The sequence below is a fragment of the Micromonospora inyonensis genome, assembly GCF_900091415.1.
Lineage (GTDB): Bacteria > Actinomycetota > Actinomycetes > Mycobacteriales > Micromonosporaceae > Micromonospora > Micromonospora inyonensis.
In genome coordinates, this window is record NZ_FMHU01000002.1 from 351,979 (window position 1) to 377,392 (window position 25,414).

General features: G+C 71.2%; 21 protein-coding genes and 3 pseudogenes. 9 read left to right on the plus strand and 15 right to left on the minus strand.

Annotation, left to right across the window (positions count from 1 at the left end):
* Positions 1 to 9: 9 nt before the first annotated feature.
* From GA0074694_RS16660 to GA0074694_RS16670, 3 genes are all read left to right on the plus strand, one after another.
* Positions 10 to 1,170, plus strand: coding sequence for a sugar ABC transporter substrate-binding protein (locus GA0074694_RS16660; protein ID WP_091459566.1), 1,161 nt, complete (start codon positions 10 to 12; stop codon positions 1,168 to 1,170).
* 77 nt (positions 1,171 to 1,247) lie between these two features.
* The gene (locus tag GA0074694_RS16665) at positions 1,248 to 2,726 is read left to right on the plus strand and encodes a sugar ABC transporter ATP-binding protein (RefSeq protein WP_176737978.1); all 1,479 of its coding nucleotides are present in this window, start codon (positions 1,248 to 1,250) and stop codon (positions 2,724 to 2,726) included.
* Between the two features lie 92 nt (positions 2,727 to 2,818).
* On the plus strand, positions 2,819 to 3,772 hold the full coding sequence (locus GA0074694_RS16670) for an ABC transporter permease (RefSeq protein ID WP_218105720.1): 954 nt from the start codon (positions 2,819 to 2,821) through the stop codon (positions 3,770 to 3,772).
* Positions 3,773 to 3,818: 46 nt separating this feature from the next.
* Here GA0074694_RS16670 and GA0074694_RS34240 read toward each other — a convergent pair.
* From GA0074694_RS34240 to GA0074694_RS16690, 4 genes and pseudogenes are all read right to left on the minus strand, one after another.
* A pseudogene (locus tag GA0074694_RS34240) lies at positions 3,819 to 4,680 on the minus strand (transposase); the annotation flags it as partial.
* 4 nt (positions 4,681 to 4,684) lie between these two features.
* A pseudogene (locus GA0074694_RS16680) lies at positions 4,685 to 4,979 on the minus strand (hypothetical protein); the annotation flags it as partial.
* A gap of 69 nt (positions 4,980 to 5,048) precedes the next feature.
* A complete protein-coding gene (locus GA0074694_RS16685) occupies positions 5,049 to 6,749 on the minus strand; it encodes a FumA C-terminus/TtdB family hydratase beta subunit (protein WP_091459569.1) in 1,701 nt (566 codons plus the stop codon).
* A complete protein-coding gene (locus GA0074694_RS16690) occupies positions 6,739 to 7,560 on the minus strand; it encodes an HpcH/HpaI aldolase/citrate lyase family protein (RefSeq protein WP_091459570.1) in 822 nt (273 codons plus the stop codon). Before GA0074694_RS16690 ends, GA0074694_RS16685 begins: the two co-directional genes overlap by 11 nt.
* Positions 7,561 to 7,898: 338 nt before the next feature.
* On the opposite strand from GA0074694_RS16690, the gene GA0074694_RS16695 reads away from it, so the two are divergent.
* The 3 genes from GA0074694_RS16695 to GA0074694_RS16705 all read left to right on the plus strand — a co-directional run bounded on the left by GA0074694_RS16695 (position 7,899) and on the right by GA0074694_RS16705 (position 11,070).
* Positions 7,899 to 9,083: a CaiB/BaiF CoA transferase family protein gene (locus GA0074694_RS16695; protein WP_091459571.1), complete on the plus strand. Its 1,185-nt coding sequence runs from the start codon at positions 7,899 to 7,901 to the stop codon at positions 9,081 to 9,083.
* Positions 9,084 to 9,154: 71 nt separating this feature from the next.
* Positions 9,155 to 9,829: a GntR family transcriptional regulator gene (locus GA0074694_RS16700; protein ID WP_176737979.1), complete on the plus strand. Its 675-nt coding sequence runs from the start codon at positions 9,155 to 9,157 to the stop codon at positions 9,827 to 9,829.
* Between the two features lie 14 nt (positions 9,830 to 9,843).
* The gene (locus GA0074694_RS16705) at positions 9,844 to 11,070 is read left to right on the plus strand and encodes a helix-turn-helix domain-containing protein (protein WP_091459573.1); all 1,227 of its coding nucleotides are present in this window, start codon (positions 9,844 to 9,846) and stop codon (positions 11,068 to 11,070) included.
* Between the two features lie 39 nt (positions 11,071 to 11,109).
* Here GA0074694_RS16705 and GA0074694_RS33945 read toward each other — a convergent pair.
* The 5 genes and pseudogenes from GA0074694_RS33945 to GA0074694_RS16730 all read right to left on the minus strand — a co-directional run.
* Positions 11,110 to 11,360 (minus strand): annotated as a pseudogene (locus GA0074694_RS33945) (helix-turn-helix domain-containing protein); the annotation flags it as partial.
* 253 nt (positions 11,361 to 11,613) lie between these two features.
* Positions 11,614 to 12,687 carry a DNA polymerase III subunit beta family protein gene (locus GA0074694_RS16715; protein WP_425413622.1) on the minus strand — a complete coding sequence of 358 codons (1,074 nt, stop codon included), beginning with the start codon at positions 12,685 to 12,687 and terminating at the stop codon, positions 11,614 to 11,616.
* 35 nt (positions 12,688 to 12,722) lie between these two features.
* Entirely contained in the window at positions 12,723 to 13,928 is a 1,206-nt protein-coding gene (locus tag GA0074694_RS16720) for a saccharopine dehydrogenase family protein (protein ID WP_091459574.1), read from the minus strand.
* Between the two features lie 118 nt (positions 13,929 to 14,046).
* Complete coding sequence (locus GA0074694_RS16725; protein WP_091459575.1) at positions 14,047 to 15,189, minus strand: alcohol dehydrogenase catalytic domain-containing protein; 1,143 nt, start codon at positions 15,187 to 15,189, stop codon at positions 14,047 to 14,049.
* On the minus strand, positions 15,186 to 15,581 hold the full coding sequence (locus tag GA0074694_RS16730) for a hypothetical protein (RefSeq protein ID WP_091459576.1): 396 nt from the start codon (positions 15,579 to 15,581) through the stop codon (positions 15,186 to 15,188). Before GA0074694_RS16730 ends, GA0074694_RS16725 begins: the two co-directional genes overlap by 4 nt.
* Positions 15,582 to 15,768: 187 nt before the next feature.
* Here GA0074694_RS16730 and GA0074694_RS16735 point away from each other — a divergent pair, with 187 nt between their 5' ends.
* Positions 15,769 to 18,396: a winged helix-turn-helix domain-containing protein gene (locus GA0074694_RS16735; RefSeq protein WP_091459577.1), complete on the plus strand. Its 2,628-nt coding sequence runs from the start codon at positions 15,769 to 15,771 to the stop codon at positions 18,394 to 18,396.
* Positions 18,397 to 18,477: 81 nt separating this feature from the next.
* On the opposite strand, the gene GA0074694_RS16740 is transcribed toward GA0074694_RS16735, so the two are convergent.
* The gene (locus tag GA0074694_RS16740) at positions 18,478 to 19,029 is read right to left on the minus strand and encodes a DsbA family protein (protein ID WP_091459578.1); all 552 of its coding nucleotides are present in this window, start codon (positions 19,027 to 19,029) and stop codon (positions 18,478 to 18,480) included.
* A gap of 112 nt (positions 19,030 to 19,141) precedes the next feature.
* Positions 19,142 to 19,831 (minus strand): BON domain-containing protein, encoded by a 690-nt coding sequence (locus GA0074694_RS16745; RefSeq protein ID WP_091459579.1) that lies wholly within the window; start codon positions 19,829 to 19,831, stop codon positions 19,142 to 19,144.
* A gap of 207 nt (positions 19,832 to 20,038) precedes the next feature.
* Here GA0074694_RS16745 and GA0074694_RS16750 point away from each other — a divergent pair, with 207 nt between their 5' ends.
* Positions 20,039 to 21,880, plus strand: coding sequence for a hypothetical protein (locus tag GA0074694_RS16750; protein ID WP_176737981.1), 1,842 nt, complete (start codon positions 20,039 to 20,041; stop codon positions 21,878 to 21,880).
* A gap of 142 nt (positions 21,881 to 22,022) precedes the next feature.
* Here GA0074694_RS16750 and GA0074694_RS16755 read toward each other — a convergent pair whose 3' ends face one another.
* Entirely contained in the window at positions 22,023 to 22,430 is a 408-nt protein-coding gene (locus GA0074694_RS16755) for a hypothetical protein (RefSeq protein WP_091459580.1), read from the minus strand.
* Between the two features lie 214 nt (positions 22,431 to 22,644).
* Entirely contained in the window at positions 22,645 to 22,788 is a 144-nt protein-coding gene (locus tag GA0074694_RS31705) for a hypothetical protein (protein ID WP_176737982.1), read from the minus strand.
* A gap of 332 nt (positions 22,789 to 23,120) precedes the next feature.
* Here GA0074694_RS31705 and GA0074694_RS16760 point away from each other — a divergent pair, with 332 nt between their 5' ends.
* Positions 23,121 to 23,492 (plus strand): STAS domain-containing protein, encoded by a 372-nt coding sequence (locus GA0074694_RS16760; RefSeq protein WP_091459581.1) that lies wholly within the window; start codon positions 23,121 to 23,123, stop codon positions 23,490 to 23,492.
* Positions 23,493 to 23,553: 61 nt separating this feature from the next.
* Here GA0074694_RS16760 and surE read toward each other — a convergent pair whose 3' ends face one another.
* Positions 23,554 to 24,393 (minus strand): 5'/3'-nucleotidase SurE, encoded by an 840-nt coding sequence (gene surE, locus GA0074694_RS16765; protein WP_091459582.1) that lies wholly within the window; start codon positions 24,391 to 24,393, stop codon positions 23,554 to 23,556.
* On the minus strand, positions 24,390 to 25,376 hold the full coding sequence (locus GA0074694_RS16770) for a PfkB family carbohydrate kinase (RefSeq protein ID WP_245714776.1): 987 nt from the start codon (positions 25,374 to 25,376) through the stop codon (positions 24,390 to 24,392). Before GA0074694_RS16770 ends, surE begins: the two co-directional genes overlap by 4 nt.
* Positions 25,377 to 25,414: the final 38 nt, after the last annotated feature.

Below are 25,414 nucleotides of genomic sequence, written 5' to 3' on the forward strand. Positions count from 1 at the left end.
GGCGCAGGTATGAGGTATGCAAGATCGGCGATCGCCGCTGCGGCGGCGATGGTCCTCCTGACAGCATGCGGTGAGAATGGTCCTTCCGGGAATCGTGCCAGCGATGCTGACGTTGCAGCCGTTGTCGCGCAGGCCAAGAAGGCAACCGAGGCCAACCTCGCCGGCACGGACCGTAAGCTGCCCGAGACCGGGCCGAAGGCGGTACCCGGCAAGAAGGTCTGGGCGATTGCATGCTCACTCCAAGGTTCTGGATGTGCGCTGCCCGCCAAAGGTGCCGCGGCAGCAGGCAAGCACCTGGGCTGGGACGTGAAGGTGGTCGATGGCAAGCTCGACCCCAACGTCTACAACCAGCAGATTCGAGCAGCCATCGCGGACAAGGCTGACGCGATCATGCTGTTCTCGGTGGATTGCGCAGCGACAAAGGGAGCCATTTCGGAAGCCCAGGCGGCTGGGGTCGTCGTGTTCGGCGCCAACGCCCTCGATTGCGACGACAAGTTCGCAGGTGGCGGCGAGCGGATGTTCGACGGCTATCTCCCGTGGGGCAAGAACCTCGACGCCTATGGTCAGTTCCTGAGCACGGTGGTCGGACCGGCAATCGCCGACTGGGTGATTGCGGAGACCGACGGTAAAGCCTTTGTGGTGGAGCTGAAGCAGGACGACCTGGCTGTTACGCGCCACGTCGGCGAGTCGTTCCGGGCTCGCATGGCAGAGTGCTCGACGTGCAGGGTCGAGTCGATCCCGTACACGTCTGGGGACATCTTCAGCGGCAAACTGCAGGGCAAGACTGCGGCCGGGCTCTCGAAGTTCCCGAAGGCCAACGTGGTGATGTCGCCCTTGGATGCCAACATTCCGGTTGGTGTGGGAGCTGCTGTCGAGCAGGCCCGGAAGGCGGGTCGCTCCGACCTCCTGTTGACCGGCCACGAAGGTAGCCCGTCGTCACTCAAGCTGCTGCGGTCGGGTGTGCAGAACTTCGCAGTCGGTCGACCGATGACCTGGCTGGGCTGGGCTGCCGCCGACTCCTTGAACCGACTGTTCGCTGGCGAGGACGTTGTCGACTCGGGTATCGGTATCAAGTCGATGAACTCCGACAGCGTACCGGACGTCGAGGAGTACGACGGCAACGCCGGTGCCTACCAGCAGAACTACATCAGGATCTGGCAAGGCAAGTAACAGTGCGATCGAACGACTACATACTGCGGGTCGCTTCTCTGTCGAAGACATACGGCGCGTCACGCGCTCTGGCTGAGGTGGACTTCGACGTCGCCCGAGGGAGCGTCCACGCCCTCGTGGGGGGAAATGGGTCCGGCAAGTCCACCTTGATCAAGGTCCTTGCCGGAGTCGTCCGGCCGGATCGGGGTGGCCAAGTGGCCACCGCGATCCGGAGCGAGCCGGCCGACCAGATCACGCCGTCGGTCTCCCGGCAGTTGGGGCTTCGGTTCGTTCATCAGGACCTCGGCCTCTTCGAGGACCTGTCGGTAGCGGACAACTTGCTGCCGGTTCTCGCACCGGGGGACACCACGGCAGGCTTCCTCAACCGGCAGTCGCTGCGTCAGCGGGCCAGGTCCATCCTCGACCGGTTCGAGCTGGATATCGACGTATCTCGGGACCTGCGTGAGTTGCGGCCTGCCGAGCAGACGTTGGTTGCCATCGCGCGCGCCCTCTCCGATTTCGAGGTGCCGTCCGGTGGGGTCGCGGGCGGGGTCCTGTTCCTCGACGAACCGACGGCTCGTCTTCCGCACGGCGAGGTGAGTGAGTTGTTGGAACGCTTGCGTGGGTACGCCGGCCGCGGGCACAGCATCGTCTTCGTCTCACACCGACTGGACGAGGTACTCGACGTCTGTGATGCGGTCACAGTGCTGCGCGACGGCGTGAAGGTGCTCGACAGCCCGTCGGCGGATCTGGCCCGACCCAAGCTCGTAGAGGCGATCGTCGGCCGACAGGTCGACAGCGCGAACGTCCGGGGAAGGGGGGCGGACGCTGAGCATCGAGAAGTGCTCTCGGTGTCCGGGCTTCTCGGGGGGCCGCTCCGCGGAGTGGACCTGCAGGTCGGGGCCGGTGAGGTCGTCGGCGTCGCAGGCCTGGTCGGAAGTGGCCGGACCAGTCTGTTGGAAACGATCGCGGGTTTGCACCCGCACCTTGGCGGCTCGGTGAGGGTTGCCGGTCGAGAACTGTCGGGCGCTGACTTCCGAATGATGCTGGCCAACGGCGTCGCTTACGTGCCCGAAGATCGTCTTCGTCTGAGCCTGTTCCCGGAAATGTCGGTATCGGACAATGTCGTATCCAATGCGCTGCGTCGCTACACCCGATCGGGGGTGTTCCGACCACGCAAGGCGAGCCGGGCCGCAGCGCGGGCGCATGCCCAGTACGGCGTCAAGTCGCCCGGGTTGGATGCGCCGGTCTCTGCTCTCTCAGGAGGAAATCAGCAGAAGGTCGTCATCGCGCGCTGGATGTCGTTATTGCCGCGAGTGCTGCTCCTGGACGAGCCCTCGCAGGGTGTGGATATCGGGGCTCGGGCAGACATCTATCGCTTCATCGGCGCCGCTGCCGAATCGGGCGCCGCGGTGATTGTTGTCAGTTCCGACATCGAGGAACTCCTGGGGCACTGCACCCGGATTGTGGGCCTTCGCGAAGGCGTTATTTCCTTCAGCAGGCCGACCGAATCACTCGCACGGAGCGAACTCATCAATCTGGTTTACGAGATGAACGAGGAAGCGGACCTCCGATGAACCAACGGACCGAAGTCCCCGGGCACGAGGCATCACGCGTGTCGAAGACGGCTGAAATCCCATCTAGGCAGGTGTCGGGGTCCAAGGCAGCGGTGGTCGACTTCCTGTCCAAGTACGCACTCGTCGCCAGCTTGGTGGGCCTGACGCTCTACTTCGCTATCTCTCCGCAAACGTCCGAGACGTTCTCAAGCTGGACGAATGTTCAGACGATCGTGGCCAGCGAATCCGTTGTCGGCATCGTCGCGCTGGCCGCATTGGTCCCCTTGGTGGCGTTGCGCTTCGATCTGTCCTTGGGGGCAAATGTCACAGTCTCGGCGATCGCGACTGCTCACGCCGTCGCTTATTGGGAGGTTCCAACGGCCGTTGGCGTCATCATCGGGATCAGCACTGGGGCATTAATCGGTCTCGTGAACGGTTTGCTGGTGTCGCTCTTCCAAGCCAACTCGCTGGTGATCACGCTGGGCACAGCGACGCTTCTCAGCGGGTTGAGCGCACTATTCTCGGGGTACGACATCATCCTCGGCGTGTCCGACTCCATGACGGACTTCGGGGCGACGTCCTTCCTGGGCTTTCCGAAACCAGCATGGTTGCTGCTGATCTGCGTCCTGGCGGTGACGGTGCTGCTGCGGTACACCGTCGCTGGTAGGCACCTTTCCCTCATCGGCTCGAACGAGAAGGCGGCCAAGCTGGTCGGCGTTCCGGTCTCGCGGATGGTGGCGTTCAGTTTCGTGATCGCTGGTGCTCTCGCCGGGGTTGCCGCGGTGCTATTGGTCTGCCGTACCGGTTCGGCTTCGACCGGGAGCGGCGAAGGATTCATGCTGCCGGCGTTGGCAGCAGTGTTCCTGGGGTCGACCACGATCAAGCCGGGGAGGTTCACCGTCGCCGGAGCGATCGTCGGCGTCTTCTTCGTTGCGGTTGCCGTCAACGGCTTGACACTCTCCGGCGTCGACGACTGGGTCGAGCCGACCTTCACCGGCGCCGTGGTCGTGGTGGCTGTAGCACTCTCGGCGGTTCTGATGGCCCGGAGTCGTGGTGAACGGCTGTGACGGATGTCAGGAAAGCGGTGATCTGCGGCGCTGCAGCCGCCATTGATTAGTTGACCAGGGCGTATTCGCGGCCGGGTCGGGTGCGTTGGTGGAACCAGCGTGAGCGGGCTTGGTGACGGCGGCGCCAGGTCATCCAGTGGTCGGCGTGCTGGGGCGGTGTCGCCTGGTGCAGGAGTCCCGCCAGGAGCCGTCGGGTTTCGGGGACGGTCAGGGGGATCAGGCCGGGGTCTGGTGGCGGGGCCTGGTCGGGGGTGGCCGGTGGTGGTGCCTGGGTGTCGGTTCGGGCGCGCAGCCGGGCGGCGGCGACGGCGCAGATGGCCAGGACGGCCATGACCAGCACGGTGTGCCGGCGGATCGCGGTATAGAGGCGGGCCTGGCACTGGTCGAGGCCGAACTGGTCCTTGCCGAACTCGAAGTCTTCCTCGACCGGCCAGCGCAGCCCTGCGGCGCGGATCAGCCTGGTCACGGCCGCGGGTTGCCCCTCGGGCTGGTAGCAGTAGTGGAAGGCCAACTCGCCGGTGCGCAGGCGCCGACGTACCAGCAGGACATGCTCAGGCTCGCGGTGGCGATGCTCGCCCACGCGTACCACCGTTGTCCCTTGGACCCGGTGCGGCGGAGCGCACCTCCCACTGGCGGTGGTCCACCTGCTGCGCGGCTTGCCGGCAGGTCAACCGGACCCCGACGCCGAACACGATCATGAACGTGGAGGCCATCCGCAGCACGTACGCCTGCTGCTGTTCGAAGACCTCCCGCAACTGGGTGCAGCCGCCGTAGGTCTCGTCTGCGCAGATCACGTCGAAGCGGACCCCGTCGGCGTACGCGTCGGTGCAGATGTCGATCGCCAGTTGTCCTTTGGTGCGGAACTGCAGGTCATCCGGTAGCACCATCGCCCGGGCAGTGGCTGGGTCGTCCGGAGAACCGCTTCCGCTGCCCGGTGGCCTCGTCGATCCGCTTGTCGTTGACCCGCGGCGCGTGATGACCGGTGCGGACCACCAGCCGATGGCCGTGCTCGTCGACCTCCTCGCGGAACGCCTCGACGTACGCGGCGACCTCAGCCTCCCAACGCCGCGGCCAGCATCTGCCGCGCGCCGTCACGCACGATCTCGTCAAGCAACGACCCACCGGCCGGCTCGTGGGACGCCGCGGCGTCGTGGACTACTTTGAGGGTGCACCTTCCCCGAGCGGGCGCGCCAACGCCGACCCTGATCAGACGGTTACTGGGCTTCGATCTCGCTCGGGAGGTGCGCCCGCTTCATGTCACCTCGCCGAGAGCCATCTACAGGTTCTGATCATCGCTCGTCTGGATCTGGAGCAGGGCACGCGTCCTTGGGGCGAAGAAGTCATTTCCTTGGTCGTCGATGACGAGGAAGGCGGGGAAGTTGTCGACCCGGATCTTCCACACGGCCTCCATGCCGAGGTGTTCGTAGTCGATGACTTCGACGCTCTTGATGCAGTCCTGGGCCAGCCGCGCGGCGGGGCCTCCGACGGATCCGAGGTAGAAGCCCCCGTGTCGGCGGCAGGCGTTCGCCACCGTCTGAGACCGATTGCCCTTGGCGAGCATGACCAGCGATCCACCGGCCGCCTGGAACTCCTCCACGTAGGTGTCCATGCGCCCTGCCGTGGTGGGACCGAAGGATCCCGCGGCCATCCCGTTCGGTGTCTTGGCGGGGCCGGCGTAGTAGACGGGGTGGTCGCGCAGGTATCCCGGCAGCGGTTCGCCTGCCTTCAAGCGGGCGCTGATCTCGGCGTGCGCGAGGTCGCGCGCGACGACGAGCTCACCAGACAACGACAGTCTGGTTCCAACGCCCAGTCCCGACAGCTTGGCTCGGATCTGGGTCATAGGCGCTGAGATATCCACCGCCACGACCTCCCCGACGAGGTGGGCATCGGTCACCTCGGGCAGGAACCGAGAGGGGTCCTCCTCAAGCTTCTCCAGGAATACGCCCTCGGCCGTGATGCGACCAAGGATCTGCCGATCTGCCGAGCATGAGACCGCGATTGCCACGGGGCAGGAGCCTCCGTGTCGCGGGAGCCGAACTACTCGCACGTCGTGACAGAAGTACTTGCCGCCGAATTGTGCGCCAATGCCGAGTTGGCGAGTGGTAGAGAGGATCTGTTCTTCCAGCTGGAGGTCGCGGAAGCCGTGGCCCGAGGGTGAGCCCGAGGTGGGCAATGTGTCCAGGTACCGGGCAGAGGCCAGCTTCGCGGTCTTGAGCGCGTACTCGGCGGAGGTGCCGCCGATGACGACTGCCAGATGGTACGGAGGGCAGGCTGCGGTTCCGAGAGCACTGATCCGCTCGGTGAGGAAGGAGAGAAGTCTCTGCTCGTCCAGGAGGGCTCGGGTCTCCTGGAACAGGAAGCTCTTGTTCGCGCTGCCGCCGCCCTTGGCCATGAACAGGAACTCGTAGGTGTCGTGGCCCTCGGCCAGGATCTCGATCTGTGCAGGCAGGTTGGTGCCCGTGTTGACTTCGCGGTAAGTGCTCAGCGGTGCGAGCTGTGAGTAGCGAAGGTTGAGCGTCTTGTAGGCGTGGTGGATGCCCCGGCTGAGATGGCGCGCGTCCCGTCCGTCGGTGAGCACACGGGACCCCCGCTGGCCGAACACGATCGCAGTGCCGGTGTCCTGGCACATCGGCAGGATGCCCTGGGCCGAGATCGCGGCGTTGCGAAGAAGCTCGGTGGCGACGTACTTGTCGTTCGCGCTGGCCTCAGGATCGTCGAGGATACTCCGCAACTGCTCCAGGTGCGAGGTCCGCAGCTGATGGGATACGCGGGTGAACGCGACGTCGGCGAGCCGGGTGAGGGTGAGGTCCGACACCTTCAGGAGTGTGTCCCCATAGAGATCGACCACCTCCGGTGGCGGTGCGTCGATGGCGACGAACTCCACCGTATCCGTGCCTCTGGGCAGGATCGGCGTGTAGTCGAAGTCCGGGTCGTCGTAATCGGGCCCCGTGGCGAGTGGTCCAGGTTCAGTCGCCATCGGGCGTCCTGTCGTTCTTGCGGTGCCGGTCCAGGATCGACTGGGCGCGGATGACGACCGGCGCATCCACCATCTGCCCGGCCACTGCTGCCACGCCCGGTGAGGCGTCCAGCACCGCGACGGCCCAGGCGACCTCCTCCTCGGTGGGAAGGAAGGCGACCTGAGTGGGCGCGACCTGGCTGGGATGGACGCAGAGTTTGCCACCGAATCCTAGCTCGCGTGCATGCGTGAGGTCTGCATCGAGCGCCTCGCTCTCGGTCAGTCGCGTGGTGACGCCGTCGATCGGCGCGGGCAGCCCGGCGGCCGCGCTGGCGTAGACCAGCTGGGAGCGAGCGAGCTGTAGGGCGGGTTGTGACGCCGGATCCACTCCGATGTTGGCGGCGAAGTCGACGTTGCCGAAGACCAGGCCGGCAACTCCGGTGGCCGCGATCTCGTGGGCAGCCGCGAGCCCGAGCGGAGTCTCGATCAGGGCCAAGGTGGGGGAGTCGCACGAGCTCACGAAGCGGCTGACATCGCCCGCGTCCTCACACTTCGGTAGCAGGACGAAGCTGGCACGCCCGGAGACCATGCGTAGGTCCGGTTCATGCCAGGAGGTGCCGACGCCATTGACTCTGACGATGGCTTCGCGCCCGCTAGCCAGCCAAGCTGCGGTGGACTGGCGTGCGCCATGCTTCGAGGCCGCGGCCACTGCGTCCTCGAGGTCGACGATCACGTGGTCGGCGCCGGTGGCGGACGCCTTCGTGAAGCGGTCAGGTCGATCACCCGGTACGAAGAGGAGAGCTCCGCTCGGCGCGGACGGATCGGTTGTCAAAGAGGGCCACCTTCGGATTAGGCATCATTCCACGAAGTATGCATGACCTGTTGCTGTCGCACATAGTGTCGGCTAGCGTGGTGGCCACTACAAGGGTCGAAGGAGCATCGAGATGGTTGACCTGCAGGGCTGGGTCGCGATCGTGACCGGCGGTGCGAGCGGCCTCGGGCAAGCCCCGCGGAGCGGTTGGCCGAGTTCGGGGCCGGTGTCGTGATCGCGGACCCGGACCTCGAGGGCGCCCAGCGGGGGGTCAAGCCGATCGAAGCTGCCGGCCGTGAGAAGGGGTGCGAACGCCTGGCTGGCTACAGTCAGACCAAGGCCATCGCGGTGGGGACGCGATGACCGGGCTGCCACTGGCCGGCGTCACCGTTGTCTCGTGTGAGCAGGCGGTGGCTGCGCCGTTCGCCACTCGTCAGCTGGCGGACCTCGGGGCACGTGTCATCAAGGTCGAGCGTCCCGGCAGCGGAGACTTCGCCCGAGGCTACGACGAGACGGTCCTTGGCATGTCCAGCCACTTCGTCTGGCTCAACCGCTCGAAGGAGAGCATCGCCCTCGACCTCAAGCAGCCGCCAGCACTGGAGGTCATGCACCGGCTCATCGACCGCGCCGACGTGTTCGTCCAGAACCTCGCGCCTGGTGCTGCCGAGCGGCTGGGCCTGGGAGCCGACGCGCTTCGGGCGCGCGATCCGCGGCTCATCACCTGCTCGATCACGGGCTACGGCACCAGCGGGCCCTACCGCCATGCGAAGGCCTACGACCTGCTGATCCAGTCGGAGACCGGACTGGTCTCAGTCACCGGAAGCGACGATGCACCCGCCAAGAGCGGTATCCCAGCGGCCGACATCGGCGCCGGCATGTACGGGTTCGCAGGCATCCTGTCCGCCCTCTATGACCGGGAACGCACAGGCGAGGGCACCAAGCTGGACATCAGCCTCTTCGACTCACTCATCGAGTGGATGGGCTACCCGCTGTACTACACGCGATACGGCGGAGAGGCACCCAACCGCACCGGCACCAGCCACGCGGCCATCGCTCCGTACGGCACCTACGCCTGCGCCGATGGCCAGCAGTATGTGCTGTCCATCCAGAACGAGCGAGAGTGGAAGGCGTTCTGTGACGTCGTGCTCGACATGCCCGAACTGGCAGAAGACTCACGCTTTGATACCGGCAGCCGCCGAGTGAGCAATCGCGTCGAGCTTGACACCCTCATCAACCAGCAGCTGTCTCGGATCACCGGGGCCACCTTCGCTGAGCGACTCAACAGTGCACGCATCGCCAATGCGCGACAGCGCGAGGTCGCCGACGTCATCGACCATCCCCAGCTCACCGCGCGCGATCGGTGGCGCGAAATCGGAACGCCTGCCGGCCCCATCCAGGCGACGCTGCCCGCGATCACCGTCGAGGGCCGCGAACCGCGAATGGGACCTGTCCCCAGCCTCGGCCAACACACCCACGACCTGCTCGAAGAACTGGGGTACAACGCCGTGGGCATCCGTGCTCTCGAGAGGGATGGGGCGTTCTGAACAATCACCAGAGCATCGCCGGGTATGATCCGCCCGAATGGTGCCACATCAAGACGGGCGAAGCGATAACCGTGGTAAACAGTGCGACCAAGCGGGACGCGATTGTCGATGGGCTGCGACGGCTCATCGTCTCGGGCGAGCTCGAACGCGAGAGTCGCCTGCCGCAGGACGAGCTCGCCAAGAGGTTCAACAGCAGCATTACCCCGGTGCGCGAGGCGCTGCGCGTCCTGGAGGCAGAAGGTCTCGTCGTATCAGCGCCGCATCGTGGGACCCGGGTTGCAGGGATCGACCTTGACCGGGTGAAGGCGACCTATATCGTGCGTCGTCTGACTGAGAGTTATGCCATGCGTCGTGCCGCCACCCGGTTCAGCCTCCGCGATATCAAACGGGCACAGGAACTACTTCTCAAGATCGAGGATGCGGCTGTCGCCGGCAACGAGCTTTGCGTCCGACAGGCGAATCGCGACTTTCACTTCTACTTTTACGATCGTTGCGGAATCCCTGGGCTGTCGGACCACCTCGCCTCGCTATGGGCGTCATTCCCGTGGGATCTCGTGATCGGCGCACCCGACCGTGCTGAAGCCTCCAGGAAGGAGCATCACACCATACTCGAGGCGGTGCGCGCTGGCGATCCAGACAGGGCTGCCGCAGCCATCGAGACGCACATCGCTCACGGGTTCCTCCCGATCGCTCGCCGCATCAGCGGCGAGGATGTGTTGGATCCGTTCGATCCGGACACCGATTGAAGGCGACTGCAGGAGTGGCGGAGACGACAGATCGGTGGGGCTTCTATCGGGAGTGGATAGAGGCTCAGGGCGAATCTGTCTTCGAACGTCTGGCCAGTCTGCTTACGGAACGCGTTCCGAGGATGGTGCCCGATGACGTCGATCGGGCTCTACTGAGGGCATCTGTCATGTCACACCTGCCGGCGTTCCGGAGCTTTGGTTTGGTGGCTCGCCCTCGGAGGTGGACGATACCGAAGCCGGCTCGCGCGCTCGTCATCGCTCAGGCGGACAGCGGCGCACCGCTGGAGTCGCTGCTGATGGCATACGAGATCGGCAAGGTCGAGATCTGGAAGGCGTTCCTGGAAGCCGTGCGGGCGAAGTCCCACGAGGCGCTGTCCGCGGACCTCCGGCTGGCGTTGCTCGAGGTCGTCATGAGTTGGACCTCCGACTACCTCCAGGACATCACCGCGCAGGTCGTCGAGATCTACTCCACGAGAACGGCTCATCTGAGCAACCGCGAGGGTGCCCAAGTCCGGGAAACGCTGGACAATTTCATCGCTGGAGACATAGACGTCGCACACGCTGAGGAACTCCTCGGATACTCGATCGCCAGCAGTGCCCACGTCGCCTTTGTCGTCGCTACCGCGCCGGACCTTCCGGCCGGTCGATTGGACGCTGCGGTCTCCCATGTCGCGAGCATGCTGGGCGGTCCATTCCTGGCGATGGCCCTGAATGCCCGGTCGGCGTTGGTGTGGGTCACGGTGCGCGAAGGTTCCTGGACAGCATTCGGGTCACGCCTGCCGTCGCGTCCACCCGAGGGGGCCATGGTCGCACTCAGCAGTGAGCAGTATGGCGCCGTCGGGTTCCGACGTGTTCGGGAGGAGGCACTCAGTGCCGCGCCTCTGCTGGAGGCCAATCCATCCGCATCGCCGCTGTGCTTCCCTGATGTCGAGGCCGAGACGCTGGCGCTTCAGGACCACCAGGCAGCGCGACGGTTGGTTCATCGGCAACTCGGCGCTCTACTCCACCAGTGGCCGGCCGGTCTCGACCTGATCCAGACAGTTCAGGTCTTCTTGGAAACCGGAGCCAGCCCGACGCGGACCGCCCGCCAGCTCCACTTGCATCCAAACACGGTGACGCAACGGCTCAAGAAGTTCGAGAAGGTCCGCGGTCGGCCGACCGAAGTCGGAGACCTTCCGCTCTGGCTCGCGCTGAGGCTTGCGCCTATGGTTCGCCTCGACCACGCGGCTGACGACTTCTGACCGGCGAGCGGGGCATTCTTCTGCCTACCCGTCCTCCGCCAGCGCCTTCGAGGTCGGCCGAGCGGGCCAGCTCGACGTAGTGCCGAAGAGGTCGGCCGGATCGCATACGCCGAGGTGTGGAGCGAGTTGCTGGGCCGCCTGCAAAGTAAGACCGCGCCGGCCGTTCTCGATGAACTTCACGTGGTCGGACTGAGCGCGGCCAGCCCGGCGAGGCGTTCGCGGGAGAGGCCGGCGGCTCGGCGAAGCCGCTCGACACGTTGTCCTGGTGTCGGTTGCTCCTGACGGACCATGGAGTCACCTCAGCCGAATCGGGTACATCGTGTACCCGTGGCGGTACTCCTCGTCTGGCTTGATCGGGATGACCGCGCTCTGCGGAGAGAACGTCGACAGCGGACCCCGCTATACCGTGAGCTGTATGAATCTCCGGTACACCCGCAGCGGTTCGACCAGAGCGATGGGCAGGCACCTCCGGCACCAGCGCCCGGCCGTCGGGCCTTCTCGATCGGCGGCGGCTCGTCGATGTCGCCGGAACCGCCGGGACGGTCAGAGCCGGATCGGCATCAGCAGCGAGTAGGTCAGCTCGTCGTCCGGGCGGCGCACGACCAGCGGGGTGATCGGGCCGTCCAACTCCAGCACGAGCTGCCCCCGGGCCGCCGCGTCCAGGGCGTCGAGCAGGAACTCCCGGTTCACCCCGATCCGCAGGTCGTCCCCGGTCGGGGCGTCGTCGCCGACCACGCGCAGGCCACCGCGGTCGTCCACGCTGAGCACGGTCACCTCGTACCGGATGCCGTCGTGCTCGCGCAGGACGGTCGGCGCGCCGCCCAGCGTGGCCCGCAGCGCGGGCACGTCCACCGTGGCCCGGCGGGCCGGCGCGGCGGCCACCCGGTCGCGCAGCAGCCGCCGGTGGTCGGGGTAGTCGGCGTCGACGGCCCGGCCGGTGATCCGCTGGTCGCCGACGCCGACGGTGATCCCCTCGGCGTCCAGGGTCAACGACGCCTCCCCGGTGTCGGCGGCGGCGAGCAGCTCGCGTACCCGGTCGGCGACGTCGACCGGCACCGGCACGCGCACCGGCGGTCCGGTGATTGCGGCGGACGCGCCGGCCACCGCCAGCCGGAACCGGTCGGTGGCGACCAGGGTCAGCGTGTCCGGCCCCACGTCCAGCAGGACGGTGGCGAGCTGCGGCAGCTGCGGATCGTCGCCGACGGCGAAGCGGACCGCGTCGAACGCGGCAGCCAGGGCGGTGCGGGGCAGGGTGAGTCGGGTGGTCATGACGGTCTCCTCGTGATCGAGCAGGGCACGGATTCGGGAGAGTTCACGGCGGGCGTCGGCGAGCCCGTCCTCCAGCCGGCGCAGGTGCGCGTCGAGCAGCCCGTGCACCATCGCCGGTTCGGCGACCGCGACGGCGGCGGTGATGCCGGCCAGCGGCATCCCCACCCGGCGCAGCCCGGCCACCAGCCGGGCCGTGCGTACCTGGTCGACGGTGTACCAGCGGTACCCGGTGTGCGCGTCCACCCACGCCGGGGTCAGCACCCGGCCCCGGTCGTAGAAGCGCAGCGCGCTCACCGTCAGGCCGCTGGCCCGGGCCAGCTCGCCGATGCTGAGCAGTTCCCTCTCCACGGGTACCGATGCTGGTCCCTCGACCTTGTCGAGGGTCAAACCGTCCCGCCGACCCCACCCGGTGCGGCCGGGTCGACGACCCGGAAGGTGATTCCGGCCCGGACCAGGCGCTCCAGCAGCGCGTCCCCCATCGCGGTCACCGGGGTCACCTGCCCGGCGGTGGCCGGCAGGTCGTTGTACGCCAGGCAGAGCGCCGACTCGGCGAGCATCTTGGCGGTCTCGTCGTAACCGGGGTCGCCGCCGGCGACCTCGGTGACGATCCGCTGCCCGCCACCGGTGCCCACGAACCGCACCCGGAACCAGGACCTCGCCCGCTGCTCGGGCGTCGGCCCCTGCCCGGAGGCGAGCCGGCCGTGCAGCCACCGCCGGGTGGGCGGCAGCTTCACCAGCCCCGTCACGGCACCGAGGCCGACCGCCCCGGCCAGCACCGTGGGTAGCCGCCGCACCGCCGCGAAGTGCCGGTAGGTGAAGTCCGGGCCGTACTCCGGCCGGGCCGCCGCCGAGCGGCGGACCACCTGCGGGTCGATGGTCGGCAGCGGCACCGCCCAGAAGCCCAGCTCCGTGCGGCGACCGAGCCGCCCCGGTACGGCCCGCACCCGGCGTCCCGCCGGCCGGGGCTCGGCGGCCCGGCGCTGGCGCGCCGTGCGGCTCATCTGCGTCGACCGCTCGAACGCGGTCAGCGCCGAGTGGTACGTCCCGGCGGAGAACCGGCCGCCGGCCCGGACGAACCCGTCCACGTCGACCGGCCCGTCCGTCGGCAGGTGCTTGAGGGTGAACCAGACCCCCAGGTCGTACGGGACCGAGTCGAAGCCGCAGGTGTGCACCAGTCGGGCCCCGGTCCGCGCCGCCTCGGCGTGGTGCCGCAGGTACATCAGGTCGACGAACTCCGGCTCACCGGTGATGTCCACGTAGTCGGTGCCGGCGCGGGCGCAGGCGGCGACCAGCGGCTCCCCGTACCGCAGGTACGGGCCGACGGTGGTGACCACCACCCGGCTGCTCTCCGCCACCGCGCGCAGCGACTCCGGATCGGTCACGTCGGCGGTCAGCAGCGGTAGCCCGGCCAGCGCCGGGTCGACGGCGGCGAGCCGGTCGCGTACCCCGGCCAGCTTCTCCGGGTTCCGCCCGGCCAGCGCCCAGCGGAGCCCGACCGGGGCGGTGCGGGCCAGGTAGGTGGCGGTCAGCGCGCCGGTGAAACCGGTCGCGCCGAACAGGACGAGGTCGTACGGGCGGTCGTCGGGCACCCGACGAGTCTCCCACCCGGCCGAGGGTCGGGTTGCGCGGTAGCAGGGGACCCCTGTTACCGCATTCTGTGTAGCAGGGAGCCCCTGCAACCACCTCAGCCGGGGGACGGCAACCACCTCAGCCGGGCGTGAACACCACCCGGACGCAGCCGTCCGCCCGCTCGCGGAACAGGGCGTACCCCGTCGCCCCCTCCGCCAGCGGGAACCGGTGCGTGGCGAGGTGCTCGGTGCGCAGCTCGTCCCGGGCCATCCGGTCCAGCAGCTCCGGGATGTGCCGGGGGCCGTGCGGGCGTGCCCCGCGTACAGTCAGCTCCTTCTGCACCACCGCGCCGACCGGGAAGGTGTCCACGAAGCCGGTGATGTCGCCCAGGACGACCACGGTGCCGCCCTTGCGGCAGGCGTGCACGGCCTCCCGCAGCGCCAACGGGGTGCGGGGAGCGCGGCGCAGCCGCTCGGCCAGGGAACGGGAACCGTCCACCGCGCCGGCCGCCTCGACGCACACGTCCGGCCCCCGCCCGCCGCTGCGTTCACGCAGCTCGGCGGTGACGTCGGCGCGGTGGTAGTGCACCGTCTCCGCGCCGGTGTGCCGTTCGACCATGCGCAGCCGCTCGTCGTACCGGTCGATCACGACGACCCGCGCCGCGCCGCGCAGCACCGCCGCCCGGGCCACCAGCTGCCCGACCGCGCCGGCACCCCAGACCGCGACGACGTCCCCCGGGCGCACCCCGCCGACGTCCACTCCGGTCCAGCCGGCCGGTGCGGCGTCCGAGGCGAACACCGCCCGTTCGTCGGGTACCCCGTCCGGCACGGTGAACGCCCCGACGTCGGCGTACGGCACCCGCACGTACTCGGCGTGGCTGCCGGGGAAGCCGCCACCGGCCGACGGGTGACCGTAGCAGCCGGCCGGCGCCTGCCCCCAGGCCAGCTCGCCGGCGACCGGGTCGACACTGCCGTTGTCGCAGCAGGAGTGCCGCCCCTGCCGGCAGTACCGGCACCGGCCGCAGGCCACCACGGAGGCGACCACCACCCGGTCGCCGACCCGGTGCCGGCGTACCCGTGGGCCCACCTCCACCACCTCGCCGAGGAACTCGTGCCCGAGCACGTCCCCGGGGGCCAACCCGCCGCCGTCGATCAGGTGCAGGTCGGTGCCGCAGGCGGCGCTGCGGCGGACCCGCACGATGGCGTCGTGCCCGTTGCGCAGCTCCGGGTCGGGGACCTCGGCGACGGCCAGGCGGTCACCCTGCCAGCACAGCGCCCTCATCCGGGCACCGCCCGCCCGCCCGGCCAGCGGCTGCCGCGTCCCGGGAACCGCTCGACGCGGGGACGGTCCGGGCGGAGCGGTTCGCCGGTCTCGGCGAGCTGGCGCACCTCGCGCAGTGCGGCCCGGAGCACCTGGTCCGGGTCGTCGCCGACCAGGTGCGCGGCCAGCCCCGCGAAGCGGCCGTCCGGGGCGCGGGCGGCCAGCTCGGTGCCCTGGTCACCGGGGGCGGGGCGCACCCGCACCTGCACCCCGTCGCCGAGCCGGGCCAGCGGTTCCGGCAGCCGACCGCCGGGCAGCACCTCGTCCGCCGGACGGCCCACGGTCACCACCTGCCACCGTCCGGCCGGCGCGGGCCGTCTTCCGCGTGCCACCTGCCACCGTCCGGCCGGCACGGGCCGCCTCGCGCGTACCACGGTCGTCACCCGCCTTCGTCGTCCGTCCCGGCGTCGCGGCGCGGTCCGGGGTTCCTCCCCGCACCCTGCGGACGGGGCGGGTGAAGCCGGTTCCCCCGGAAGGGGTGAACGGCGTGTGGCCGGGTAACCGGCGGCCGCGACCGGGGACCATGGGGGAGGCCGACCGATGCCGGAGGAGTCGAGCGGGGTGTGTCCGCCCGTGCCACTGCTGGCGTCCCGGCTGACCGCACCGCCGTCGCCGGAGCCGGTGGTGCTCCGCCCCCGGCTGCTGCGCCGGCTGGACTCCGGAACCGACGGACCGGTCACCCTGGTCCGGGCGCCCGCCGGCTGGGGTAAGACCACCCTGCTCGCCGCCTGGGCACGGGCCGCCGGGGCGGTGTCGGCCTGGGTATCCGTGGAGACCGGCGACACCGCCGCGCGGCTCTGGTCGTACCTGGCCGCCGCGCTCGATGCGGCGGACCTGCCGGCCGACCGACCAGACCACCTCGCGGCCGCCCTCGCCGGCCGGGACCGGCCGGTCGTCCTCATCCTGGACGACCTGCACCGGGTGACCGAACCGGCGGCCCTGGCCGGGCTGGAGTTCCTGCTGCGGCACGCCGGGCAGCGGCTGCGTCTGCTGGTCGCGGCGCGCAGCGACCCCGCGCTGCCGCTGCACCGGTGGCGGCTGCGCGGGGAGCTGACCGAGATCGACGCCGACGAGCTGGCCTTCACCACCGACGAGGTCGCCGACCTGCTGGCCACGCACGGGGTGGTGGTGCCCCCCGCCTCCGTGCCGACGCTGCGGGAGCGCACCGGCGGCTGGCCGGCCGGGGTGTGCTTCGCCGCGCTGGCCGCCCGGTCCGCCGCCGACCCGGCCGCCGTGGTCACCGGCTTCGGCGGGGACCAGCCGGACGTCGCCGGTTACCTGCGCGAGGAGGTCCTCGCCGAGCTGTCCCGCGACGACGTCGACCTGCTGCGCCGGCTCGCCGTGACCGGGACGGTCTGCGGCGACCTGGCCGCCGCGCTGGCCGGGCCGGCCGCGAACGACGGCCGCCTCGCCGGCCTCGCCCGGTCCACCGGGTTCCTGCGCCCCGACGGTTTGCGCCCCGGCTGGTACCGCTGCCAACCGCTCCTGGCCGATCTGCTCCGCGCCGACCTGGCCCGGTCCTCCGCCGGGCAGCTGCGCGGACTGCACTCCCGGGCCGCCGGCTGGTACGCCGGGCAGGGCCGGTCGGGGGAGGCGCTGCGGCACGCGCTCGCCGCCGAGGACTGGGACCGCGCCACCGAGCTGGTGCTCGTCGGCTGGCCGGAGCTGGTCCCGTACGACCCGGAACCGGCCGGACCACCGCCGGCCGCCCCGCCGGCCGACCGGGTGGGCCGGGACCCGGAACTGGCCCTGGCCCTGGCCGTCGACCAGGCCCGGTCCGCCGATCCCTCCGCCGCGGCCGACCACCTGCGCGGTGCGGTCGCCGCCGCCCGTGACCTGCCCGCACCGCGCCGCGACCGCCTCCGGTGGCTGGTCGCCGCGGTGGAGGTCGCCCTGGCCCGCCTGGCCGGTGACCCTGCCGGGGTACGCGGTGCCGCCGCCCGGCTGCGCGCGTTGACCGGCTCGCCGGCCGGCCCCGCCGACGATCCCCGCTCCGGTGCCGGTGACCGGGCCGACGGGCACCTGGTCGCCGGCACCGCCGACGCGCTCGCCGACCTGACCGAGGGGGACCTGCCCGGGGCCGGGGCCGCCTTCGACCGGCTGGCCGCCGAGGCCCGGCAGGCGGGACGGGCCGGCACCGAGCTGCTCTGTCGCAGCCGGGCCGCCCTGGCAGCAGCCTGGCACGGTCGGCTCCGCGAGGCGGAGCAGGATGCCCGGGAGACGCTCGGCGGACCGGTCACCCCGGCAGACCGCAGCCATGCGTACCTGGCCCTGGCGGTGGTGGCGCTCTACCGCGACCGGCCCGGCGAGGCCGAGGTGCACCTGGCCCGGGCCGACGGCCCCGGCTACGACCCGACGGTGGCGGCGGTGGCCGCGTTCTGCCGGGCGCAGCTCGGCCGCGACCCGGCGACCGCGCAGCGCACCCTGGCCGGGGCACGTCACCGGCTGGCCGACCGCGCCCGCGCCGGCGCGCTGGCCGACCGGCTGCTCGCCGCCGAGGCCGACCACTGCGCGGCACGCGGCGACCCGGCGGCGGCCCGGGAACTGCTGGACGCCGCCGCCGTTCCGGCGCAGGTCGGTCCGGAGCTGGCCGTGGCGCGTGCCCGGGTCGAGCTGTACGCCGGTGACCCGGCGGCGGCCGGCCGCGCCCTGCCCCGGTGGGACACGGCGGACGCCGACCGGTGGCCGGTGCCGGTACGTCTCGACGCCGGCCTGCTCGACGCCCTGCTCGCCCGGCACGGCGGCGACCCCCGCCGGGCCGGCCGGGTGGTGGAACGGGTGTTGGAACTGGCCGCGCAGGACGGGCACCGACGGGTGCTCACCCGGGCCGTGCCCGGCGTGCGGGACCTGCTCGCCGAGCATCTGGACTCCGGCACCGCGCACTGGCCGTTCGTCGCCGACCTGCTCCGCGACGGTGACCCGGCCGGTGCCGGCGAGCCGGTGCGGGGCGGCGGGGAACCCGAGCGGGGACTGGACGAGCCGCTGACCGAGCGGGAACTGACCATCCTGCGGTATCTCCAGAGCATCCTGTCCAACGTGGAGATCGCCAGCGAGCTGTGCCTGTCGGTGAACACCGTCAAGACGCACGTCCGCAACATCTATCGCAAGCTCGACGCCACCCGACGCCGGGAGGCGGTTCGCCGGGCCCGCGAACTCCACCTGATCTGACCGCTCGGGTGGTAGGTGGTGGTACCAGGGGGCCCCTGCACACGGCGTGGCCGGGGCACCGGTGCGGGCGGGGCCGGGACGTCACTCCTCGCCCACCTGGTCGACGGCGGCGAGCAGGTCCGCGACGGCGTACCCGCCCTCGTGGCAGACGCCGTTGACGAACAGGGTCGGCACGCCGGTCACCCCGCTCTGGATCCCGCCGACGAAGTCCCGCCGGACCCGGTCGGCGTGCACCCGCTGCTCCACCTCGACGCTCACCTCGTCGGGGGAGACGCCGAGCTGCTCGACGCCGACCGTCAGGTGCACCGGGTCGAGCTGGTCCTGGTGCTCGTACAACCAGTCGTGCATCTCCCAGAACCGGCCGCGCCGGCCGACCGCCTCGGCGACCTGTGCCGCGTGCTCCGCGTACGGGTGGATGTTGGCGATCGGGAAGTGCCGGTGGACGAGCCGGACCAGGTCGCCGCGCTGGCGTAGCACGTCGCGCAGGTTCCGGTACGCCGCACCGCAGTGGCGGCACTGGAAGTCGGCGTACTCGACGAGGGTCACCGGTGCGTCCACCGGCCCCCGCACGTGGTCGGCCTCGGTGACCGGCACCCGCAGTCGGACGACGGTGACCTGGAGCGGCGTGGTCATCGGCGCCGCTCACCTCCTCCCGGTCGGCCCGGCCCGGGGGTTCGCGCCGGTCGGCGCGGCCGGCCGGACCGGTCACGCGTTCCAGCCTGGTGACCCGCCGGGTGAGGGCGGTTCACCCCGCCGGGGTGGTTCGCACCACGAGCCGGTTGTGCACCTCGGAAACGCCCGGCGCGGACCATGCGGCCCGCTCCGCGTCCTCCCGCTGCGCCGTCGACCGGACCACCCCGTCCAGGACGACCGTGTCGCCGGACACGTCGACCGAGACGCGGGCGGGGTCCGCGGCGACGCCGCGCTCCAGCGCCCGCAGGATGCCGGCGGCGACCTCCGGTCCCGGGGGAGCGGTCCGGGGCCGTACGGCGATGCCGTCGCTGACCCCGCGCACGCCGGTGAGCCGCCCCACCGCCCGCTCGGCGGCCCGCCGCTGGTACTCCCACTCGACCTGGCCGCGCAGCGTCACCCAGCCGTCGGCGACGGTCACGTCCAGCTCCTCCACCGGCACGAAGGCGTCCCATTCCAGGGCCCGGACGGCGGCGAGGGCGATCTCCTGGTCGGTGCGCCGGGCGGAGGTGGGCAGCCGCACCGTCAGGTCGTTGGCGACCGCCCGCACCCGGGCGACCCGGTGGGCGGCCCGTTCGGCGGCCCACTTCTTGGCGTAGCCGTCGACCCGACCGGTGAGGGTCACCACGCCCTCGGCGACGGTCACGCCGATCTCGTGCGGCTGGACCCGGGGTTCCCAGGCCAGCTCGTCCAGCACGTCGGCCTGGATGTCCTGGTCGGTACGGGTGGTCGTCGCGCTCCTCATCGGAAGGCTCCTCTCCGGCGGGCGGTGGTTTCCCTGCCCACCGGCGGCGACGCTGCCCACGGTGGTGTCCCTGCCCGCCGGCCGCGATGCTGCCCCCGGGGAGGGTGAGCCGCCCTCACCCGGGTCGGGTGGGACGGGGGTGACAGTCGGGCCACGGTACGGCACGATCTGGATCGATCGGGTCACAGTCGGCGACGGGGGCGGGCGATGAGCACCGAACGGGAGACGGCACCCACCCCGGCCCGCGTCCGGGACCGGGTCGGGTGGACGCTGTGGCGGCTGGCCCGGCACGAACGGACCCTCGTGGTGCTCGGCTCGCTGCTGCTGGCGGCGGTGCTGACCTGGCCCACGCTGCGGGACCTGGCCGGGACGATCCCCCAGGACACCGGTGACCCGACCCTCCAGGCCTGGCAGGTCGCCTGGGGTGGGCACGCCCTGCTTCCCGACCCGGGCAACCTCTGGCACTCCAACACCTTCCACCCCGAGCCGTACACCTACGCGTACTCGGACACGCTGCTCGGGTACGCGCCGTTCGGCATGGTCGGGGACGGCCCGGTGGCCGCGGTGGTCCGGTACAACCTGCTCTACGTGCTGGTGCACGCCCTGGCGTTCGTCGGGGCGTACGCGCTGGCCCGGCAGTTGGGGGCGGGGCGGGCCGGGTCGGCGGTGGCGGGGGCCGCGTTCGCGTACGCCCCGTGGAAGCTCGCGCAGGCCGGGCACCTGCACGTGCTCTCCGTGGGAGGGATCGCGCTGTCGTTGGCCATGCTGGCCCGGGGGCACGGCTGGTCGCTGCGGCACGGCTACCGGCCGGAGCGGGCGCGTCCCGGCTGGGCGGCGGCCGGGTGGCTGGTCGCCGCCTGGCAGATCAGCCTGGGCTTCGGCATCGGCCTGCCCTTCGCGTACGTGTTGGCGCTGGTCTGCCTGGTCGCGGCGGCCCGGTACGCCTGGTCGGCCTGGCAACGGGCCCGGCCGCCCTTCCCGCGCGGCCTGCTCCTGGCCGACCTGGCCGGTGGGGTGTTCTTCGCCGGGGTGGCCCTGCTGATGGCGGCCCCCTACTTCGAGGTGGTGGAACGCCACCCGGAGGGGCGGCGGACGGTCGAGCACATCGCGATGTTCTCCCCGCCGCTGCGCGGGTTCCTGACCGCGCCGCCGGAGAACTGGCTCTGGGGTGAGCGGCACGCGACCGCCCGGGAGGCGCTCGGTTTCCCGGGCGAGATGACCCTGCTGCCCGGGGTGGTGCTGCTCGGGCTGGCCTTCTCCGGGCTCTTCCTCTCCGCCTGGCGGCTGCGGCACCGGCTGTTGCTCCTGGCCGGGGTGCTGGTCAGTGTGGCGCTGGCCTCCGGCACCGCGTTCCTCGGCGACGGGGATCCGGGCTACGCCACCCTGGTCGAGCACGCCCCGGGCTGGGACGGCATCCGGACCCCCGGTCGGTTGGTGCTCTGGAGCACCCTGCTCCTCGGCATCCTGGCCGCCGGAGCGCTCACCCGCGAACCGTCCGGCGGCCCCGGGGCCCAGGAGCCGGTCGGGCGGGCACCGGCGGAACCGGCCGGGCGGGCGGACGGGGCCGGGGTGGCGGAGCCGACCGCACCGGACGCGCCGACCGGTGGGCGCTTCGCCCGCTGGGGGCGGCTGGTGCTGGTGGTACCGCTGGCGCTGGTGCTGCTGGAGGGGGCGAACCGGACCCCGCACGTGCCGGTGCCGGAGCAGCCGGCGGCGCTGCGTGGGGTGTCGGGGCCGCTGCTGGTGCTGCCCAGCGACGGCATCCGGGAACTGCACGTCATGCTCTGGTCGACTGACGGGTTTCCCCGGATGGTCAACGGACTCGCCTCGTTCACTCCGGCGAGCCAGGCCGAGGCCCGGGCGGCCAGCCTCAGCTTCCCGGATGCGAGTTCGGTGGCGTACCTGCGGCAGCGGGGGATCCGGACGGTGGTCCTGCTGCCCGGGTACGCGGCCGGCACCCCGTGGCAGGACGCGGCGTCGCGGCCGGTGGACGGGCTCGGGATCCGGCGGGAGCAGGTCGGCGACGGGTTCGTGTACCACCTGGGGTGACCGGACCGCTCCGGGGTGGCACGACTCGCTTGGGAGCGTTTCCAAGCCCGGCTCTGACCGGTAGGGTGAGGTCCTTCCTCGGCTGCGGGAGCCAACCCCTGGTCACCACGGCGGTGGCCAGGGGTTCGACGTCGGAGCCGGCTCAGGTGTCCAGGCCGGCCGGCGAGTTGGGGCGGTCGACGTCGACGAACTCGATGTCGTCGGGGTCCCGGTCGCTCCGGCTGCCGACGGCCCGCGCCGCCGAGCCGGCCGCCCACCCGATCGCCGCACCGGCCAGGGCGGCGCCGATGAGCAGCGCCCAGGGCAGGGCGGGTCGGCGTCCGGCGAGCGCGTCGAAAGCGAGCACCGCCCGGCGGCGGGCCTCCTCGGCCGCACCGCCGACCAGGTCACCCGCGTCGTCGGCGAAGGTGAGACCGTTGCGCCGCGCGGACCGGGCGGTGTCGCGCACGCTGTCACCGGCCGAGTTGACCGCGGACGTCAGGTGCCGCCACGCCTGGTCGGCGATCCGCTCGGGTTTGCTGCGGCGTTCCAGCAGGGTGGATCCGATCATCCTGGCTACCTCCTCAGGTACCGAAGCCGGCGTCACGTCGGACCCACGGCGTCGGGTCGGCGCGGTTCGCGCCTACCCGCCCGTGACGTACCGGTCGGGTGAACGCGAACACCTCGTGCCCCGTCCGTCGCGCGGGCAAACCCGTCCGGCGATGTCGATCACCGACGGTGAGCGCTGCCCCCGACCGTGACCGACATCTGTCGGCGTCCTCGGGTCAGCGCAGGGTGACCACGGCGGTGCCGCGGGCGAAGTCGTCGTCGCCGTCGTCATCGTCGTCGCCCGCGCCGCCGAAGCCGCAGGCCAGCACCAGGGCGAGCAGGGCACCCACACCCGCCAGTCCGAGCAGTCTCTTGATCATTATTGGCTCCTTCGTCGACGCCGTCGGTTGCGTGGGGCTGATGCTAGGCAGGTCGGTCAATGGCCGGTCGGCGGGCGGCCCCGCTGGTGGGCGCGCCCGGACGGATGGTTGCGCACCGCCCCGAAAGGCGACCGCTACCCTTGGTCCTGGTGCGTGGGAACCCCGGACCGGGTGTTCGAGGAGGGAGGAGAGTCGGAAATGGGCGACTTGTCGCTCCTGATCCGCGAATTACTCACCCCCGGGGGTGGCGACCGAGGCTGTCGGAGGAATACTCTCGGTCGCGGCCCGCGTACTGATGAGGCGCCCGGAGACGGGCGAGTGGAGGTGCTCGCGTGAGCCTGTCGATTGTCAAGTCGGTCCTGACCGGTGGCGTCGTCGAGATCGTCCCGCGCGGTGAGATCGACGTCGACACCGCGTACGAGGTACGCGAAGCCGTTGTCGAGGTGCTCGCCAAGAGTCGCCCGACGCGGATCGAACTCAACATGAGGCTGGTGACCTTCATCGACTCGGTCGGCATCAGCGCGATGGTGGCCGGGTTCCAGACCGCCGAGGTGAGCGGGGTCAAGCTGGTCGTCACCGAGCCCAGCCGGTTCGTCCACCGGCAGCTCTGGGTGACCGGCCTGCTCGGCCTCTTCGGCGCGCCGGAGCCGTACTTCGCCGGTGCCGCCGTCGCGCCCGAGCCCGAGGTGCTGCCCGGCGCCTGACCGGCCCGTCCGCGGACCGTGGCCGGTCCCGCCGCGTCGTGCCCGGGCCGTGGCCGGTGGCTCAGGCCGGTCGCCATTCCTCGCCACTCAGTCCCGACAGGTCCACGTCGGCCACCTCGATGACCGCCCGGATCGCGGTCACGCAGGCGTACTCCTCGGCGAGCCAGAACAGGTCGGTGCCCGGCTGCACCGCCTGTCCCGGCTCCTCCAGCGAGGTGCGGACGAACCCGTGGCCAGCCTCGGCGACCGTCATCTGCACCTGACCGAAGCTGGCCAGGGACGCCCGGCGCACCCCTCGCAGCCGCTCGTACGGCAGGTCCGGGGCGTTGACGTTGAGCACGCTCTCCGCCGGTCCGGCGGTCAGCCGGGGCAGCAGGTCCAGGGCCACCCGGGCAGCCGTGGACCAGTGCCGTTCGGGGTCGCGTACCCGCACGGCGGGGTGCACCGCCGCGCCGCCGCTGCCGGGGGTGACGTCGGCGGCCGAGAGCACGTCCAGGGAGACCGCCATCGCCCGGCAGCCGTTGGCGGCGGCGGTGAACGCCGCGCCCACCGTGCCCGAGTGCAGCACCGCCCGGCCGGCGTTCGCTCCCCGGTTGACGCCGGAGAGGACCACCGTCGGGGGTGGTCCGAACGCGCCGTGCACGGCGATCAGGACGATGAAGCCGGGGGAGCCGCCGACCCCGTACACCGGCACGTCCGGCAGTTCCGGCAGCGGATGGGCCCGGACCACCACGTGCCCTTCGCGCTCCAGCGCGGTCATCGAGGCACTGGTGCCGCTCGCCTCCTCCAGCGGAGCCGCGACCACCACGTCCAGCCCCCGCGCGACCGCCGCCTGGGCGAGCCGTGCCAGTCCCGGCGCGGCCACGCCGTCGTCGTTGGTGACCAGCACGCGCGGGCTCATCGTCCGGCCGCCCGGTCGGCCAGTTCCTCCGGGGTGGTCCGTTCCTGTGGGCGGTTGCCCGCCGGGACCAGCCGCACCCGGTCCACCAGCCCGGCGATCGAGTCGAGACGCCCGGTGCCCAGGCCGTGCCGGGTGACGTTCAGCGCCCCGGCCGCCGCGCCGGTGCGGATCGCGGTCCGGATGTCGCCCTCGCGGGCGATGACGGCGGCCACCCCGGCGGTCATCGAGTCGCCCGCGCCACGCGGGTCGGCCGCCTCCAACCGGGGCATGACGACCTCGAGGACCTCCCCGTCGACCAGGGCGAACGCCGGCTGCTCGGCCCGGCTCACCACCACCGTCTCGGCCCCGGCCGCATGGAGGTCGTACATGGCGCGGGTCAGCTCGTCCTCGTCCGCCGAGCGGGCCCGTCCGTCGCGGAGCAGCTCCTCGTGGCTGACCTTGAGGAAGAACAACCCGCTGGCGAGCACCGCGTCGAGGTGCTCGCCGGAGAGATCGGCGACCACCCGGCCACCGTTCGCGCCGAGGTCGGCGGCGAACCGGCGGTAGAGGTCGGGCGGGACGAGGGACGGCTCGCCGGGCCCGCTGAGCACGCTGACCGGCGCGCGTAGCCCTTCACCGAGCGCCAGGTTGTACAGCTCGTCCAGCTCGTGCCGGCGGAGCGGATGGCCGGGGACGTCGGCGACCTCCTGCCGGGCACCGTTGCGGCGGTCGTGCACGTATCCGCCGCTGGCGGTGTCCCGCAGCACCCGCTTCAGCCGCACCCCCTCGGTGATCAGCAGCGGTTCCAGCACCTGGCCGATCTCGCCACCGAGGCTGGCGCAGAGCACCACGGGCACCCCGAGCGACATGATCATCCGGGCCTGCCAGACCCCCTGCCCGCCCGGGTGCAGGTGGAGTTCGGTCTCGTCGCTCGGCTGGTCGATGGTGACCGTCAGCACGGGTGCCGGCGCGAAGACCATCACGTACCCGTCGGGACCGTCCATGGTGCCCGCCTCTCGTCCGCTCGCGCGGCCCGGGTTCC